At 52.7% G+C, this 14,695-nt stretch carries 17 protein-coding genes, 1 tRNA gene and 1 pseudogene; 16 read left to right on the top strand and 3 right to left on the bottom strand.

Annotated elements, in window-relative coordinates:
• Positions 1 to 119 precede the first annotated feature (119 nt).
• From LG204_RS00090 to LG204_RS00030, 14 genes and pseudogenes are all read left to right on the top strand, one after another.
• Positions 120 to 374, top strand: coding sequence for an FmdB family zinc ribbon protein (locus LG204_RS00090; RefSeq protein WP_230335360.1), 255 nt, complete (start codon positions 120 to 122; stop codon positions 372 to 374).
• A gap of 22 nt (positions 375 to 396) precedes the next feature.
• A complete protein-coding gene (locus tag LG204_RS00085; protein WP_230335359.1) occupies positions 397 to 1,017 on the top strand; it encodes a DUF502 domain-containing protein in 621 nt (206 codons plus the stop codon).
• A 10-nt stretch (positions 1,018 to 1,027) separates the two neighbouring features.
• Positions 1,028 to 2,812, top strand: a complete 1,785-nt coding sequence (aspS, locus tag LG204_RS00080) for an aspartate--tRNA ligase (RefSeq protein ID WP_230335358.1) — start codon at positions 1,028 to 1,030, stop codon at positions 2,810 to 2,812.
• Between the two features lie 32 nt (positions 2,813 to 2,844).
• Positions 2,845 to 2,922: pseudogene (locus LG204_RS14125) on the top strand (SEC-C metal-binding domain-containing protein); the annotation flags it as partial.
• 36 nt (positions 2,923 to 2,958) lie between these two features.
• A complete protein-coding gene (locus LG204_RS00075) occupies positions 2,959 to 4,785 on the top strand; it encodes an O-linked N-acetylglucosamine transferase, SPINDLY family protein (protein ID WP_230335357.1) in 1,827 nt (608 codons plus the stop codon).
• Positions 4,786 to 4,789: 4 nt separating this feature from the next.
• Positions 4,790 to 5,764, top strand: a complete 975-nt coding sequence (locus tag LG204_RS00070; protein WP_230335356.1) for a tetratricopeptide repeat protein — start codon at positions 4,790 to 4,792, stop codon at positions 5,762 to 5,764.
• A gap of 10 nt (positions 5,765 to 5,774) precedes the next feature.
• On the top strand, positions 5,775 to 6,371 hold the full coding sequence (locus LG204_RS00065) for a 2OG-Fe(II) oxygenase (RefSeq protein WP_230335355.1): 597 nt from the start codon (positions 5,775 to 5,777) through the stop codon (positions 6,369 to 6,371).
• A 22-nt stretch (positions 6,372 to 6,393) separates the two neighbouring features.
• The gene (locus LG204_RS00060; RefSeq protein WP_230335354.1) at positions 6,394 to 6,921 is read left to right on the top strand and encodes an adenine phosphoribosyltransferase; all 528 of its coding nucleotides are present in this window, start codon (positions 6,394 to 6,396) and stop codon (positions 6,919 to 6,921) included.
• Between the two features lie 79 nt (positions 6,922 to 7,000).
• Entirely contained in the window at positions 7,001 to 7,468 is a 468-nt protein-coding gene (gene nudB, locus LG204_RS00055) for a dihydroneopterin triphosphate diphosphatase (RefSeq protein WP_230335353.1), read from the top strand.
• Positions 7,469 to 7,553: 85 nt separating this feature from the next.
• A complete protein-coding gene (nadA, locus tag LG204_RS00050) occupies positions 7,554 to 8,651 on the top strand; it encodes a quinolinate synthase NadA (protein WP_015830951.1) in 1,098 nt (365 codons plus the stop codon).
• A 60-nt stretch (positions 8,652 to 8,711) separates the two neighbouring features.
• Positions 8,712 to 9,464 carry an endonuclease/exonuclease/phosphatase family protein gene (locus tag LG204_RS00045; protein ID WP_230335352.1) on the top strand — a complete coding sequence of 251 codons (753 nt, stop codon included), beginning with the start codon at positions 8,712 to 8,714 and terminating at the stop codon, positions 9,462 to 9,464.
• Complete coding sequence (gene clsB, locus LG204_RS00040; RefSeq protein ID WP_230335351.1) at positions 9,461 to 10,618, top strand: cardiolipin synthase ClsB; 1,158 nt, start codon at positions 9,461 to 9,463, stop codon at positions 10,616 to 10,618. Before LG204_RS00045 ends, clsB begins: the two co-directional genes overlap by 4 nt.
• 94 nt (positions 10,619 to 10,712) lie before the next feature.
• A tRNA-Thr gene (locus LG204_RS00035) sits at positions 10,713 to 10,788 on the top strand.
• Between the two features lie 182 nt (positions 10,789 to 10,970).
• Entirely contained in the window at positions 10,971 to 12,155 is a 1,185-nt protein-coding gene (locus LG204_RS00030) for a tyrosine-type recombinase/integrase (protein WP_230335350.1), read from the top strand.
• Positions 12,156 to 12,163: 8 nt separating this feature from the next.
• Here LG204_RS00030 and LG204_RS00025 read toward each other — a convergent pair whose 3' ends face one another.
• Genes LG204_RS00025 through LG204_RS00015 form a run of 3 tightly spaced genes read right to left on the bottom strand, consistent with a single transcriptional unit; the run spans position 12,164 to position 13,992 of the window.
• Entirely contained in the window at positions 12,164 to 12,817 is a 654-nt protein-coding gene (locus LG204_RS00025; RefSeq protein WP_230335349.1) for a hypothetical protein, read from the bottom strand.
• Positions 12,814 to 13,671, bottom strand: coding sequence for a DUF4747 family protein (locus LG204_RS00020; protein ID WP_230335348.1), 858 nt, complete (start codon positions 13,669 to 13,671; stop codon positions 12,814 to 12,816). Before LG204_RS00020 ends, LG204_RS00025 begins: the two co-directional genes overlap by 4 nt.
• A 60-nt stretch (positions 13,672 to 13,731) precedes the next feature.
• Positions 13,732 to 13,992: a helix-turn-helix domain-containing protein gene (locus LG204_RS00015; RefSeq protein WP_230335347.1), complete on the bottom strand. Its 261-nt coding sequence runs from the start codon at positions 13,990 to 13,992 to the stop codon at positions 13,732 to 13,734.
• A gap of 101 nt (positions 13,993 to 14,093) precedes the next feature.
• On the opposite strand from LG204_RS00015, the gene LG204_RS00010 reads away from it, so the two are divergent.
• Together LG204_RS00010 and LG204_RS00005 are read left to right on the top strand one after the other, a co-directional pair.
• The gene (locus LG204_RS00010; RefSeq protein WP_230335346.1) at positions 14,094 to 14,300 is read left to right on the top strand and encodes a MerR family transcriptional regulator; all 207 of its coding nucleotides are present in this window, start codon (positions 14,094 to 14,096) and stop codon (positions 14,298 to 14,300) included.
• Between the two features lie 87 nt (positions 14,301 to 14,387).
• The gene (locus LG204_RS00005) at positions 14,388 to 14,654 is read left to right on the top strand and encodes a hypothetical protein (protein ID WP_012777809.1); all 267 of its coding nucleotides are present in this window, start codon (positions 14,388 to 14,390) and stop codon (positions 14,652 to 14,654) included.
• Positions 14,655 to 14,695 lie beyond the last annotated feature (41 nt).

Raw genomic sequence — 14,695 nt, 5'->3', positions numbered from 1 at the left:
TTTTATTGTGGTTGGCCTGAGCCAAGCACTTGATAATTCGCCCTAATCGCCCTATGTATGGGCTTGTGTTCGGGTATAATTACGTTTTTTATCATTTACGTTTATATATAGGATTCGTCATGCCTATTTACGATTATCAATGCACCAGTTGCGGATTCAAAAAAGAAGTCATGCGCAAGGTCAGCGAAGCCACCTCGAATATTGCTTGCCCTGAGTGCGGCAAGGAAACCTTTGCCAAGCAGGTATCGGCTCCCAGCTTTCAGCTGAGCGGTAGCGGCTGGTATGCCACCGATTTCAAGGGTGGGAGTGCCAAACCCGAAAAAAAGACTGAAGCGGCAGCTGCCGCCTGCAACCCCGGCTGCGCTTGCCACTAACCCCTAATCAAGAAATCCATCCATGAAGCGTTATTTTATTACCGGCCTGCTTGTGCTGGTGCCGCTGTTCATTACTGCCTGGGTGCTGGCGACCCTGATCGGCCTGATGGACCAGAGCCTGCTGCTACTACCGCTGGCCTGGCGCCCTGAAGCCCAGTTCGGGCGCAGTGTCCCCGGCATTGGCGCCATTCTTACCCTGCTGATTATTTTTGTCACCGGGCTGGTGGCCACCAACTTTTTCGGCAAGCAGCTGATCGCCCTGTGGGAAAACCTGTTAGGCCGTGTGCCGGTGGTAAAAAGCATCTACAACAGCGTCAAGCAGGTATCGGATACGCTGTTTTCCGATTCCGGCAATGCCTTTCGCAAGGCGCTGCTGGTGCAATACCCGCGTGAAGGCAGCTGGACCGTGGCTTTCCTGACCGGGCAGCCCGGCGGCGATGTCTCGAACCATCTCAAGGGTGACTACGTCAGCGTGTATGTGCCGACCACGCCCAACCCGACGTCCGGCTTCTTTCTGATGATGCCGCGCGAAGATGTGATCGAGCTCGACATGAGTGTGGACGAAGCGCTCAAGTACATTATTTCCATGGGGGTGGTGGCACCTGCCGACAAATCCCCTATCATCACCAACCCGACAAAATAAGATATTCACTATGCGTACTCATTACTGCGGTCACCTGAACCGCGAACACATTGGCCAGACTGTTACCCTGTGCGGCTGGGCGCATCGCCGCCGTGACCATGGTGGCGTGATCTTCATCGACCTGCGCGACCGCGAGGGCATGGCCCAGATCGTGATCGACCCCGATACGCCGGAAGCCTTCAAGCTGGCCGAAACCGTACGCAGCGAGTTTGTGCTGAAGGTGGTGTGCAAGGTGCGCGCCCGTCCTGAAGGCACGGTGAATGCCAATATTCCTACTGGCGAAGTTGAAATGCTGGCGACCGAGATCGAGATTCTCAATGCATCGCTGACACCACCCTTCATGCTGGATGACGACAATCTGAGCGAAATGGTGCGTCTGGAGCATCGCTACATCGACCTGCGTCGCCCCGCCATGCAGAAAAACATGATGTTGCGCTACCGCGTGGCCAAGACCCTGCGCGACCATCTGGACAGCAACGGTTTCATTGAAGTGGAAACGCCGATGCTGACGCGCTCCACTCCAGAAGGTGCCCGCGATTACCTGGTGCCATCACGCGTGCATCACGGCCAGTTCTTTGCGCTGCCGCAATCGCCCCAGCTGTTCAAGCAATTGCTGATGGTGTCGGGCTTTGACCGCTACTTCCAGATCACCAAGTGTTTCCGCGACGAAGACTTGCGTGCGGACCGCCAGCCTGAATTCACCCAGGTCGATATCGAAACCTCCTTCCTCGGCGAAGAAGAGATCATGAACATCGTGGAAGACATGATCCGCAAGATGTTCAAGAGCGTGCAGGATATTGACCTGCCTGCGCAGTTCCCACGTATGCCATTCTCCGAAGCCATGAACAAATACGGCTCCGACAAGCCTGACATGCGCGTCACCCTGGAAATCACCGAGCTGACCGACATCATGAAAGATGTCGATTTCAAGGTGTTCGCCGGTGCTGCCAATATGGTGGGTGGTCGCGTGGCCGCCATGCGTGTGCCCAATGGCGCCGCCATCAGCCGTTCCGAGATCGATGCCTACACCGAGTTCGTCAAGATCTACGGTGCCAAGGGTCTGGCTTACATCAAGATCAACGACATCACCAAGCTCAACGAAGAAGGCCTGCAAAGCCCCATCGTCAAGAATATCCACGTCAATGCGCTGCAAGCCATCATTGACCGCACCGGTGCGCAAAATGGCGATATCGTCTTCTTCGGCGCCGACAAGGCCAAGGTGGTGAACGAAGCCTTGGGCGCCTTGCGCACCAAGGTCGGCCACGAAAAAGGCCATGTTGATGGCCGTGCCTGGGCACCGCTGTGGGTGGTGGATTTCCCCATGTTCGAACACGACGAAGAAGCCGACCGCTGGGTCGCGTTGCATCACCCCTTCACCAGCCCCAAGGATGGTCACGAAGACTTGCTCACCACCAACCCCGGTGCTGCCCTGTCCAAAGCCTACGACATGGTGCTCAATGGCTGGGAAGTCGGCGGTGGTTCCGTGCGTATCCACAAACAGGAAGTGCAATCCAAGGTATTCGACGCGCTCAAGATCAGCAAGGAAGAAGCCCAGGAGAAATTCGGCTTCCTGCTCGACGCCCTGCAATACGGCGCACCTCCGCATGGAGGTCTGGCCTTCGGTTTGGACCGTCTGGTCACGCTGATGGCTGGTGCCGAATCCATCCGCGACGTGATTGCCTTCCCCAAGACCCAGCGCGCGCAATGCCTGATGACCAATGCGCCCAACGAAGTCGACGAGAAGCAGTTGCGTGAGTTGCATATCCGCGTACGGCAACAGAACGCTGCAGCCTGATTTTGCGATTAGCAAAGGCTTGAGCGAGATTGATGTCAGCAGCAAAACCGGGCCGCAACGATCCTTGCGTTTGCGGCAGCGGTAAAAAATATAAACAGTGCTGTGGGAGGGCCGGCGATGCCTCATCGCCGGTGCATGCACAAGCCTTGGCCCAAGCTGTTCGGCATTTTGAAAATGGAGATTTTGCGTCAGCAATAGGCATCTGCCAGCGTATTTTGCAGGCAGATGCTACCCATTATCAGGCCATGACGCTGCTGGGCGTGCTGGCCTACTACGCGGGTAATGCAGAGGCAGCTATCCAGTTGCTAGAACGCTCGATACGCACGTATCCCAATCAGCCAGATGCCCATAACAATCTGGGTGAAATATGTCGTGCCAGCGGTCAGCTTCAACGTGCGGTACTGCATTTTCAGCAGGCATTAAAGTTGAATCCTCAGCATGTCGGCGCTCTGATCAATCAGGGTAACGCCTTGCAGGATATTTATGATTACCGGGGTGCGATTGCCCTGTATGAGCGAGTACTAGACATTGCGCCTCAACATGCGGGCGCATTGAGCAATCTGGCGAATGTGTATCAGCAGCTTTACCTTCACCCGGAAGCCATTGCTACGTTTGACCGTCTACTAGCCCTGGATCCCTCCTATGAGTGGGCGCAGGGTGGTCGACTGTATTCTCGTATCCATGGCTGCGATTGGCATGGTTATGCTGCCAGCGTAAAAGAAATCAGGCGCCAGATCATGAGTGGTGGTCGTCCGATCAAGGTGTTTGAATTGCGCCCCGTGTCAGATGCCCCTGAGATTGAACTTGCGTGTGCGCGTACCTTTGCCCAGACGATGTATCCTGAAGGGGCAGCTCGTCCCGCCATGCCCGAAGTTACCGGGAAAATAAGGGTTGCCTATGTTTCTGCAGACTTCCGCCAGCATCCTGTTTCGCAGCTTTTGATTGAAGTGCTTGAGCGCCATGACCGCTCCCAGTTTGAAGTCATTGGCATATCTCTGGGCCCGAATGATGGTAGTCCCATTCGCCAGCGTGTGATCAATGCATGTGATCAGTTTTTTGATGTGCGCCAGCAGAGTGACGAGCAAGTAGTGGCTCTGATGCGTGAGCAGAGTGTGCATCTCGCTATTGATTTGATGGGCTATACCACGCATGCCCGCCCTGCGATTTTTGCTCTCCGCGCGGCGCCTTTGCAGATAGGATATCTCGGGTATTCCGGTACGACGGGTGCGCCTTACATGGATTACATCATTGCGGACAATACGGTTATCCCGCCTGAGCTAGCCACGCATTATTCTGAGCAGGTATTGCGACTGCCAGAGCCGTTGTTGCCACGCGATACCAGCGTGCTGCCCGCTGCCACGCCAAGCCGTGCCCAAGCGGGGCTGCCTGAGCAGGGCCTGGTATTTTGCGCTTTCAACAATCATTACAAGATTTCTCCAGAGGTGTTTGAGGTCTGGATGCGCTTGTTGAACCATGTTGAAGCTAGCGTGCTCTGGTTGTCTGATGCGAGTGATCACGTGAAAAACAATTTGCGGGCCGAGGCAACACGTTTAGGCGTGGCGGCTGATCGCTTGGTCTTTGCTCCGCGCTTGCCTCGTCTGGAAGACCATCTGGCACGCCAAGGGCTGGCTGATTTATTCCTGGATACCTATCCTTATAATGCTCATACCACTGCCAGCGATGCTTTATGGGCTGGCTTGCCTGTCATTACTTGCATGGGGCAGATATTCTCCTCGCGAGTGGCGGGCAGTCTGTTACAGGCATTAGGCATGCAGGAGCTGATGACAAGCTCTTTGTCTGATTACGAGCGGCTCGCCTTGCAACTGGCCGGGGACGAATCCCGGCGTGATACATTGCGGCAGGCTTTGGAACGCAACAAAAATGAGCGTCACGTGTTTGATGCGGCGCGTTATGCGGCCAATCTTGAAGACCTGTTTCGCCAGGCACTAGCGGCAACAGATCGAGAGGAGTGAAGCGATGAAACCTGGCTCACCTGGCATGCCTACCGAGAACCAGCTGTTGGATCAGGCTTTGTTGTTGCAGCAACGTGGTCAGTACAAGGAAGCAGAAGCGGTTTTTCGGCAATTGGTTGGCATGCGTTCGCGCAATCCGGCGGTGTATCTTAACTATGCCAATCTGCACTATGTCTCTGGACGTTTGCAGCAAGCGATTGCTACCTGCAAGCAGGCTCTGGCCATTCATCCGCATATTGCGGATGCGCATTACAACCTTGCGGTCTTCTATGTAGAGCAGAAGAAGGTAAAAGAGGCGGTTGCCAGTCTGCAGGCAGCGATCAAGGCCAATCCGCAATATGCAGAGGCCTATTTTCTGCTTGGTGTACAGCAAAAGGCGCTGGGCCAGTTAACCGAGGCTATCGCCAGTTTCCGGTATGTGATTGCGAGCAATCCGCAGGTATGGGAGGCGCATTTCAATCTCGCCAATACCCTTGCGCAAGCCGGGCAGTATGCGGCGGCGATTGAATCGTATGAGCGGGTGCTGGCGATGCAGGGCGATCATCTGGAGGCCAGGTTCAATCTGTCGAATGCCTTGTTGAATGCCGGGCAGACGGATGAAGCCATCCAGCGCTTACAGGCGATTATTGCGGGGCATCCGGATTTTCATACGGCGTATATCAATCTGGGCAACGCTTATCTGGCAAAGCGTCAATATGCCGAAGCTATCACATGCTACCGTACGGCCTTGCAACACATCGCTGACAAGCCGGAAATTCTGCTCAACCTCGGTACGGCGCTCAAGGGTAGCGGCGACATTGCTGGTGCCATCGAGACCTATGAGCGCTTGACCAAGGCGCACAAGAATTTCAAGGAAGCCTTTGATAACCTGGGCAACCTGTATTTGTCGCAAGGCATGCATACCAAGGGACTGGAGACCATACGCAAGGGCTCTGGTTTTATAAGATTCAGGCTAGGAAAGGGGTACGCCACTTTATAGGCGTAAGCTGATGGAACAAATCAAAATTGCCTGTGAGACCAGTCCGCATTTTATCGGTGCCTGGAAGCTGGATGACATATCCTTGTGTGATGAGCTCATCCGTTTTTTTGAGGAGCATCAAGACAGGCAGCGCCAAGGCGTGACCTTGGAGGGCTTTGATCCCAAGGTCAAAAACTCGCTGGATATGTCGATTGCTCCGGCGGATATCAATACGCCCAGTCATCGCTGCATCAAGGCGTATATGGCTCAGCTCTATGCGTGCTATACCGATTACGCCAAGCAATGGCCTTTTCTGGAGAAAACCTTTCCCGTGCTGGATATCGGCCGATTCAATATCCAGAAATACAATCCGGGCGGGCATTTTGCCCATGTACACAGCGAGCGCACTGATATTGCATCATTGCATCGGCTGTTTGCCTTCATGACGTATCTGAACGATGATTTTGAGGATGGCCACACCCATTTTATTCATCAGCAACTCAGGATCAAACCGGAAAAAGGCAAAACCCTGATCTGGCCAGCCGAGTGGACGCATGCGCATGCTGGCGAAGTGGTATCGCAAGGCTCCAAATACATCGTGACGGGCTGGTTGCTGTTGCCTCATTGAGCTGATTTTCACAAAAGCATTTATGACCATCAAATCCCTCATCCGCACCATCCCCGACTACCCCAAGCCTGGCATCCAGTTTCGTGATATCACGACGCTGCTGAAAGATGCAGAGGGCTTGCGGCTGACCATAGACCAACTGGCGGCGCGGTATCGTGACCAGACCATCAGCAAGGTGGTGGGCATAGAATCGCGCGGTTTTATCGTGGGCGCGGCGCTGGCGTATCGGCTGGGCGTGGGCTTTGTGCCGGTGCGCAAGCGCGGCAAGCTGCCGGGCGAGGTGCTGGGTCATGACTATGCGCTGGAGTATGGTACTGACCGCGTGGAAATTCATACTGATGCGATTGCGCCGGGCGAGCGGGTATTGCTGGTAGATGACCTGATTGCCACGGGCGGCACCGCCGAGGCGGCGGTGATGTTGATACGCCAGCTGGGTGGCGAAGTGGCCGAGTGTGCGTTTATTGTCGACCTGCCGGATCTGGGGGGCATGAAACGATTGGCGGCGCTGGGCCTCAAAGCTTATGCCCTGTGCGAATTTGAGGGTGACTGATTTTGGGGAGAACCAAGCCGCCGCCTCTCCCCCGCTGGTATAGTTCGATTCCACTTAACTTTTAGCCTGTCCCTGGACTATGTCTTCTTTTAAAATTCCGGTATCTGCCTTGATCGTGATTCATACGCCGGATTTGCAAGTGCTGCTGATGGAGCGCGCCGACAAGGCGGGTTACTGGCAATCGGTGACGGGCAGTGTGGAACGTCTGCCCGATGGCACGCTGGAAGCCCCGTTTGATGCGGCCATACGCGAGGTGGCAGAAGAAACCGGACTGGATGCCCGGCAGTATGAGTTCACGGACTGGCAGGCATCCAATGTGTACGAAATCTACCCGCACTGGCGTTATCGCTACGCGCCGGGGGTAACGGAGAATACCGAGCATGTGTTCGGCCTTGAGTTGCCAGCCCCATTGCCCGTGCAGCTCGCGCCGGATGAGCACGTGCGCTATAAGTGGGTGGACTGGCGTGAGGCCGCCAAAAAAGTATTTTCATGGACCAATGTCGAAGCCCTGCGCATGCTGGGCGCCCGCCATGGTGAAACATTATAGAGTCAGGTGTTTTTTGAAATTCGAGCCCCAGGCTCACAATAGGGCGGCAGCCAGATGCTTGCGCCCCAACAGGTAAACGGAAATCATGCAAACAGCCACCATCAAATTTGAACGCTACCAACACGCCGCCGAGGATGATTGCCAGGAACGCATTCTGGCGGCCAAGGCCAGGCTGGGCAAACGCCTGGTGATCCTCGGTCACCATTACCAGCAGGAGAGCGTTTACCGCCATGCCGATTACACCGGCGATTCGCTCAAGTTGTCGCGCTTTGCCGCGCAGACGGATGCGGAGTACATCGTGTTTCTGGGCGTGCATTTCATGGCCGAGGTGGCGGATATTCTGTCGCGTCCCGAGCAGATCGCGATTCTGCCTGACCTGGCGGCGGGTTGCTCCATGGCCGATATGGCCAACCTCGCCAAGGTAGAGCGTTCGCGCCGCGAGCTGGCCAAGGTGCTGGATTTTGATGCCACCATTACGCCGGTCACTTACATCAACTCCGCTGCTGACCTCAAAGCTTTTTGCGGCGAGCACGGCGGCATCGTCTGTACCTCGACCAATGCGCCCAAGATTCTGGAGTGGGCATTTGCCCAGCGCGAAAAAGTCCTGTTCTTCCCGGATCAGAACCTGGGCCGTTGGAGCGGTTACAAGATGGGTATTCCCTTGGAGCAAATGCCCGTGTGGGACCCGGACCAGCCCATGGGCGGCCTCACCGAAGAGCAGATCAAGAATGCCAAGATTCTGTTGTGGAAAGGCCATTGCGCCGTGCACCAGATGTTCCGCGAGCAGAACATCACGCGCTTCCGTGCTGAACATCCGGATGGCTTCGTCATCTCGCACCCCGAGTCGCCGTTTGAGGTGTGCCTGAATTCTGACTATGTCGGCTCCACCGAATATATCCTCAAGACCGTGTCCGAAGCGCCCGCGGGCACCAAGTGGCTGGTGGGCACCGAGCTGAATCTGGTGAACCGCCTGGCCGAGCAGATGAAGCCTGAAGGCAAACTGGTGCAATTCATGTCGCACGTGATCTGCGAGTGCTCGACCATGGCGCGCATCGACCCGCAACACTTGGCCTGGACGCTGGAAAACCTGGCGGATGGCAATGTGGTCAACCGCATCAGCGTGCCGCCACACGAGGCCGAGCTGGCCAAGCTCACGCTGCAACGCATGCTGGATGCCTCATAAGCGAGGAACCTTGATGCCGATTCAGCGTCGCACCCTGCGTGTTCACTTAATCGGGATTCCATGCTGCCCACGCTGCGCGTAGCTACATTCAATATTCATAAAGGGGTGACGAGCTTCAATGCGCGTCTGGCCCTGCATGATCAGCGCGAGATGATCCGCAACCTGCAGGCTGACGTGGTGTTTTTGCAGGAAGTGCAAGACGAGCACCATGGTAATGGCCTGCGCTTTAAACACTGGCCGACGAACGGCCAAACTCATTTTCTGGCCGACGCCTGCGGCCCCAACTACGCCTATGGCAAAAACGCGGTTTACCCCGGCGGCCATCATGGCAATGCGGTGCTGTCGCGCTTTCCCATCCTGCAATCCACCACCCACGATATTTCTGCGCATGAAATCGAGCAGCGCGGCCTGCTGCATTGTGAAATCGCGATAGAAGGCTGGCCGCAAACCCTGCACTGCATTTGTGTGCATCTTGGGCTGCTGGCCCGCTGGCGTTTCAAGCAGTTTGGCGCCCTGCGCGATTACATTCATGCCGTGATTCCGGAAGATGCACCGCTCGTGATCGCCGGGGATTTTAACGATTGGCGCCTCTCGGCCGGGCATCAGGTGATGGATGCGCTCAACATGCGCGAAGTGTTTGAGCATGCCCATGGCAAACCGGCGCGCAGCTTCCCCGCCATGTTTCCTCTGTTCCGGCTGGACCGCATCTATGTGCGCGGCTTTCACATCCACAGCGCGCATGTGCATGGTGGCGTGCGTGCGGCCAACACCTCCGACCATGCCGCCCTCTCAGCAGTGCTGGAAAAACGATGAGGCCGCGCTACAGCCGGGGCAATGATGTACGCCTGCTGCGCAACGGCACGGAATATTTTCCCGCGCTGCTGCAAGCGCTGGATAGCGCGCGCTACGAGATTTTTCTCGAAACCTATATCTACGAAATGGACGACATCGGCCAGCAGGTGACTGCGGCGCTGCTGCATGCGGTGGGCCGTGGTGTGCAGGTGCATCTGCTGCTGGATGGCTACGGCTGCCGGCATTTCCCTGAAAACACCCGCGAGCAGCTGGAGCAGGCAGGCGTGCAGGTGCTGTTTTACCGCCCCAAGATTTCGCCCTGGACCTTCAAACGCAACCGCCTTCGACGTCTGCACCGCAAGCTGGTCACGGTCGATGCGCAAGTCGCCTTTGTCGGTGGCATCAACATTATTGACGACATGGATGTGCCGGGAAACATGGGCCCGCGCATTGATTATGCCGTGCGGGTGCAAGGCCCGCTGCTGCCCGAAATACAGCTGCGCGTAGAGCGCCTGTGGCAGCGCATCGCCTGGATGCACCTGCAAGTGCGCTATGCCTCCACGGTTGATGGCGACACCAAACCCAGCATCACTGGCAACGTCCGCGCCGCTTTTCTCATTCGCGATAACGTGCTGCACCGGCGCGATATCGAGCGCATGTACCTGCAAGCCATCGGCCGCGCCCGCGATGAAATCCTCATCGCCAATGCCTATTTTTTGCCCGGCCGCCGCTTTCGCCGCGCCCTGATTGCCGCCGCCCAGCGCGGCGTGCGCGTGCGCCTGCTGCTGCAAGGGCGGCTTGAGTACGTCTTCATGACCGCCACCCACGCCATCTACCATCAGCTGCTGGATAGCGGTATCGAGATTTACGAATACCGTAAAAGCTTCATGCACAGCAAAGTTGCCATGGTCGATAGCAAATGGGCCACCGTCGGCTCCTCCAACATCGACCCATTCAGTCTTCTGCTGGCGCGCGAGGCCAATGTCGCCGTCATGGATAACGCTTTTGCCCTCACCCTCAAGCACGATCTGGAGCTCGCCATTCAAGAGGGCGCCGTGCAGATACGTCCACAAGAATGGCAGCGCGGTCACTTCATCCGCCGCGGCTTTTCCTGGTTGGTCTTCGGCGCCGTCCGATTCATCCTCGGCCTTATCGGTTACGGCAATCAGCACTAGGTTTAAGCGTGGGCAAGGTCACGCCACGGTTTGCCCTCGCCGCCGCAAGCCCTTATAATTCAAGCCCTGCATTCCTCATGCAGTTCTTTCAAGTGCCGGTGTAGCTCAGTTGGTAGAGCAGCTCATTCGTAATGAGAAGGTCGTAGGTTCGATTCCTATCTCCGGCACCACTCCTCGCATAATGCAATCCAAAGACATCCAATGGTGTCTAATGCGATTTATAAATATCAATAAATACAATTATTTATAAATATTCCACATTTAAAGATTTCTATTGAGGTTCGTTGACAGTCCATAATCGTTGACGGTATCTTTCGCGGTATCTCAAGTACCGTCATTACCAGATACCGTCATGGCCCTTACAGACCTCGCAGTAAAGAATGCTGATCCCAAACCAAAGCCTTACAAGCTGACAGACGGCAATGGTCTATATCTACTCGTAAAGTCATCCGGTAAATATTGGCGCTTCGATTATCGGTTTAACTACAAACGGAAGACGCTTGCTCTAGGTGTTTACCCAGATACAACACTTGCCCATGCCCGAGAAAAACTTGATAAAGCCCGTAAGCTCCTTGCAAATGATCCACCTGTTGATCCAGGTGAGAACCGAAAAGCAGAGCGCGCCTCACGAACCGCCAAAAATGAAAGCTGCTTTGAGGTAATAGCGCGGGAGTGGGTCGCCAGTTATATGCTCAATAAAAGCGACTTACACCGCCAGCGCGTATTTCGGCGGCTGGAAGTCTTCATGTTCCCTTGGATCGGAGCAGTCCCTATTGATCAGTTAACTGCCCCTGAGATTCTGAAATGCATTCGGCGTATTCAAGCGCAAAACAAAATAGAGACTGCGCACCGCACATTGCAGGCGACAGGGCAGGTCTTCAGATATGCGGTTCAAACGGGCCGGGCAATACGTGACGTTACGCATGATTTAAGACGAGCTCTGCCATCACATAACGTCAAGCATATGGCCTCGTTCACAGAACCCGAGCAAGTTGCCCAACTGCTGAAAGCAATAGAAGGCTTCACAGGCTCTTTCACGGTACAGACAGCCCTGAGGTTAGCCCCACTCGTATTCGTGCGCCCTAGCGAGCTACGCAAGGCAAGATGGGCAGATATTGATCTGGAAAAGAAGGAGTGGCGCTTTAGGGTCAGCAAAACCAATATTGATCACTTGGTGCCACTTTCCACACAGGCGGTTGAGCTGCTGGAAGCGATCAAGCCTGTATCGGGGCATGGAGAATGGGTATTTATGGGTGGACACGATCCAAAAAAGCCCATGAGCGCGGCAGCAATCAATGCCGCCTTAAAGAGAATGGGCTATAACACCCAAACAGAGATAACAGGCCACGGTTTTCGCGCCATGGCCCGCACGATACTGCACGAACGCTTAAACTTCGATCCCTACGTCATCGAGCATCAGCTAGCCCATAAAGTCCCAGATGCCTTAGGTGCTGCGTATAACCGCACTAAATTTATCGAACAGAGAACGGAGATGATGCAAAAATGGGCTGACTACTTGCTTGAATTTAATGTATGAATATAGCTCTAATTTTTTAGCTTGATATCATCATTCTTAGAAATGTTTTTAGCATTAGACTCACTTTCTATTTGTAATAGCCTTTCCCTTTCGAGAGTGGCGTATTCATCAAAGGAACAAATTAGTCTAAATATGCTAAAAACCGCTGCAATCCCAATGCAGATACTGTATAAAAATATCCAGTATCCTATTCCATTTGCAGCTATAACAAAATATTTGAAATAGTTGTTATAAAATTCAACTCCAAATGGAAATGGAAATTGAAGGGATTTTGTTATCAATGCAAAAAGAAGCGCAACTATTTGCACTAAAACAAAATGAAGAAAGGTAACTGAAAATCCTAGGTATGGAGAGTTTCTGTTGGAGTCTTCATCTGGGAATTTTCCGGTTATGAGATTTTGATATTGATCATTGCCAAATGATAAGAAAATAGCCAGCCCGGCTAGTGTAAAACCAATAAGATTTGGAAGAACCGATGTCGGGAGATCAAACCAATTTTCCGTATAAATCCAGTAGTGCGAGCTTATCGCTGTTAAAAGTAAAGATAGGTGCAAATAGGGTGAGCCAATCAATGCATTACAGCCACCATAAATCCTCCAATATTTCTTAAGGATGTTTTTTACACCTATATATTGTTTCCCATACTTTTTGATCGTGTTCATGGCCTGGTGTTTTGGATTAGAACAAGTGCTGGAATTTCAGTGTCCGGATCGTATGTGATTTGGTTGCTCCATGGGGTTTTTGTTGTTGACTCTTCAATCTTTTCACCTGTTTGGGTATAACCAGTTCCTATTACCTTTCCGTTCGAAGCGGCAACTCTTGCAAGTTTCTTTGTTTCTTCGTCAGGCTCAATTGATTCTCTAGGTTCTGCAACAATTACTTGTTTAATTCTTCTCGCATTTTGCCGCTCTAAGCGACTAAATATTTCTCTTTCGTCCTCTTCGTTGTCGTCTGGATTAGGTAAAACAACATCAATCTCTAATTTCCGTAAATTGTAAATATTAAATATATTTTCTAGCTGTGTTTGGTCTGGAATTATTGTTATTTCTACTTTTCCAAAATTCTCTCTGATTGCTGGGTGCTCGATAAGATATTCAAATAGCCGTTTCACAACGCCAGCGCTTAAATGTTTCCCTTTATGAGAGCTGGTGAAGAAAAATTTGTGTGTCTTAGGGTAGAAGACAAAATCAAATGTTGTGAAGTTTGGCTTTAATGATTCTGGTATCGAAATAGCAGCAAGTTCTTCATCTGTAGCAACCTCATTTGTTTCTACATTGAACCAAGGCATATTTGGATCAATTTGATCAAACTTGTATATTCTTCCAAAAATTCCTTCTGTAAGATCGCTGTCATCAATTCTTGACAGCTCACCAAGCATGATGCGTTGAGTGGTGCGAATTGATCTGCTTAGTTTAAGTGAGTAAAGAGACTTGAATAAATCCACATATCTCTCTGGGGAGTGTGGGTGTGTAACGATATTAATCCCCGAAATACTTAATCCTATTTGTCTTGCCATGTTCCCCTCCTGACTTTAATTAACTGTTTGTGCTTATTATTTATTAGCCTATTTGATGTTTCATTCTTGGCTTTTTAATCTTGTTTGATCTAACTCGGGTTTTCTTTGTTTTATGTGAGTTTCATCCGTAAGAAGATATGCAGCAAACTCTGGCCACACCTTTGCGATTGAAGCGAGAGCTTCTCCCCCGGGTTTTGTTCTTTCCATCTCATAACCAATCAAGGTTTGTTTTGGTATCCCCGTGGTATCTGAGAATTCACCTCTCCCCATGTTTAAGCTCTCACGGATCAATCTAATTTTTTTACCCTGAGATATTGACATCTGTATCTTTATGCGAATATAGTTTGATCCATACTATATTCTTAAACGAATATAGTCCTATAAGAACATCCAATGACATGCAATGAAAGCTATAGGTGATTATGGACACTCAATTAGATACAAGTCAATTGCCACCTGTGCCCGTGATGGCGCGTCGCAAGTTTGCTGACTTGGTAGGCGTCACTGAAGACACCGTGACGGGCTGGATTAATAAGGGCTACCTCCCCGTTGTTGAGATCGGCAAATACCGCCTGGTCAACCTCGCGCTCGTCACCAAAAACGCGTTAGAGCAATCCTTTTATGAATAGAACTCCCCTCGGCAACGCCCGCACCGTAGGGGCTTAACACCCAATCAGCGGGTACATAAGCACTCAATCAACTAAAGGAAACACACCATGGAACTCAAGATTCAAGTACTGGCAATCAGCTCACGCACTGGCAAAAGTGAACGCGGGGAATACGTCCGCCACGATCTGCAATGCTTCGTAGATCAGGTAGTAGGGGTCATCCCAAGTTATGACCCGGAATTCAAGCCTGAGGCTGGCTTTTATATGGCTTCTATCGGCTGGAGTAACTACCAAGGACGGCTGCAACCCCGTATCGAAAAACTTACCCCAATCAGTCAGACCAGAGAGCATGCACGGGAACAGGTAAAGGCATAAAACAAAAGCCCTGAAAGGCGGCAGACCAATCAGGGCTTTCT

It is taken from the genome of Methylovorus menthalis (assembly GCF_020523625.1).
Taxonomy (GTDB): Bacteria; Pseudomonadota; Gammaproteobacteria; order Burkholderiales; family Methylophilaceae; genus Methylovorus; species Methylovorus menthalis.
Note: the sequence above shows the minus strand (reverse complement) of the source record. Positions and strands in the feature narration are given on the sequence as shown.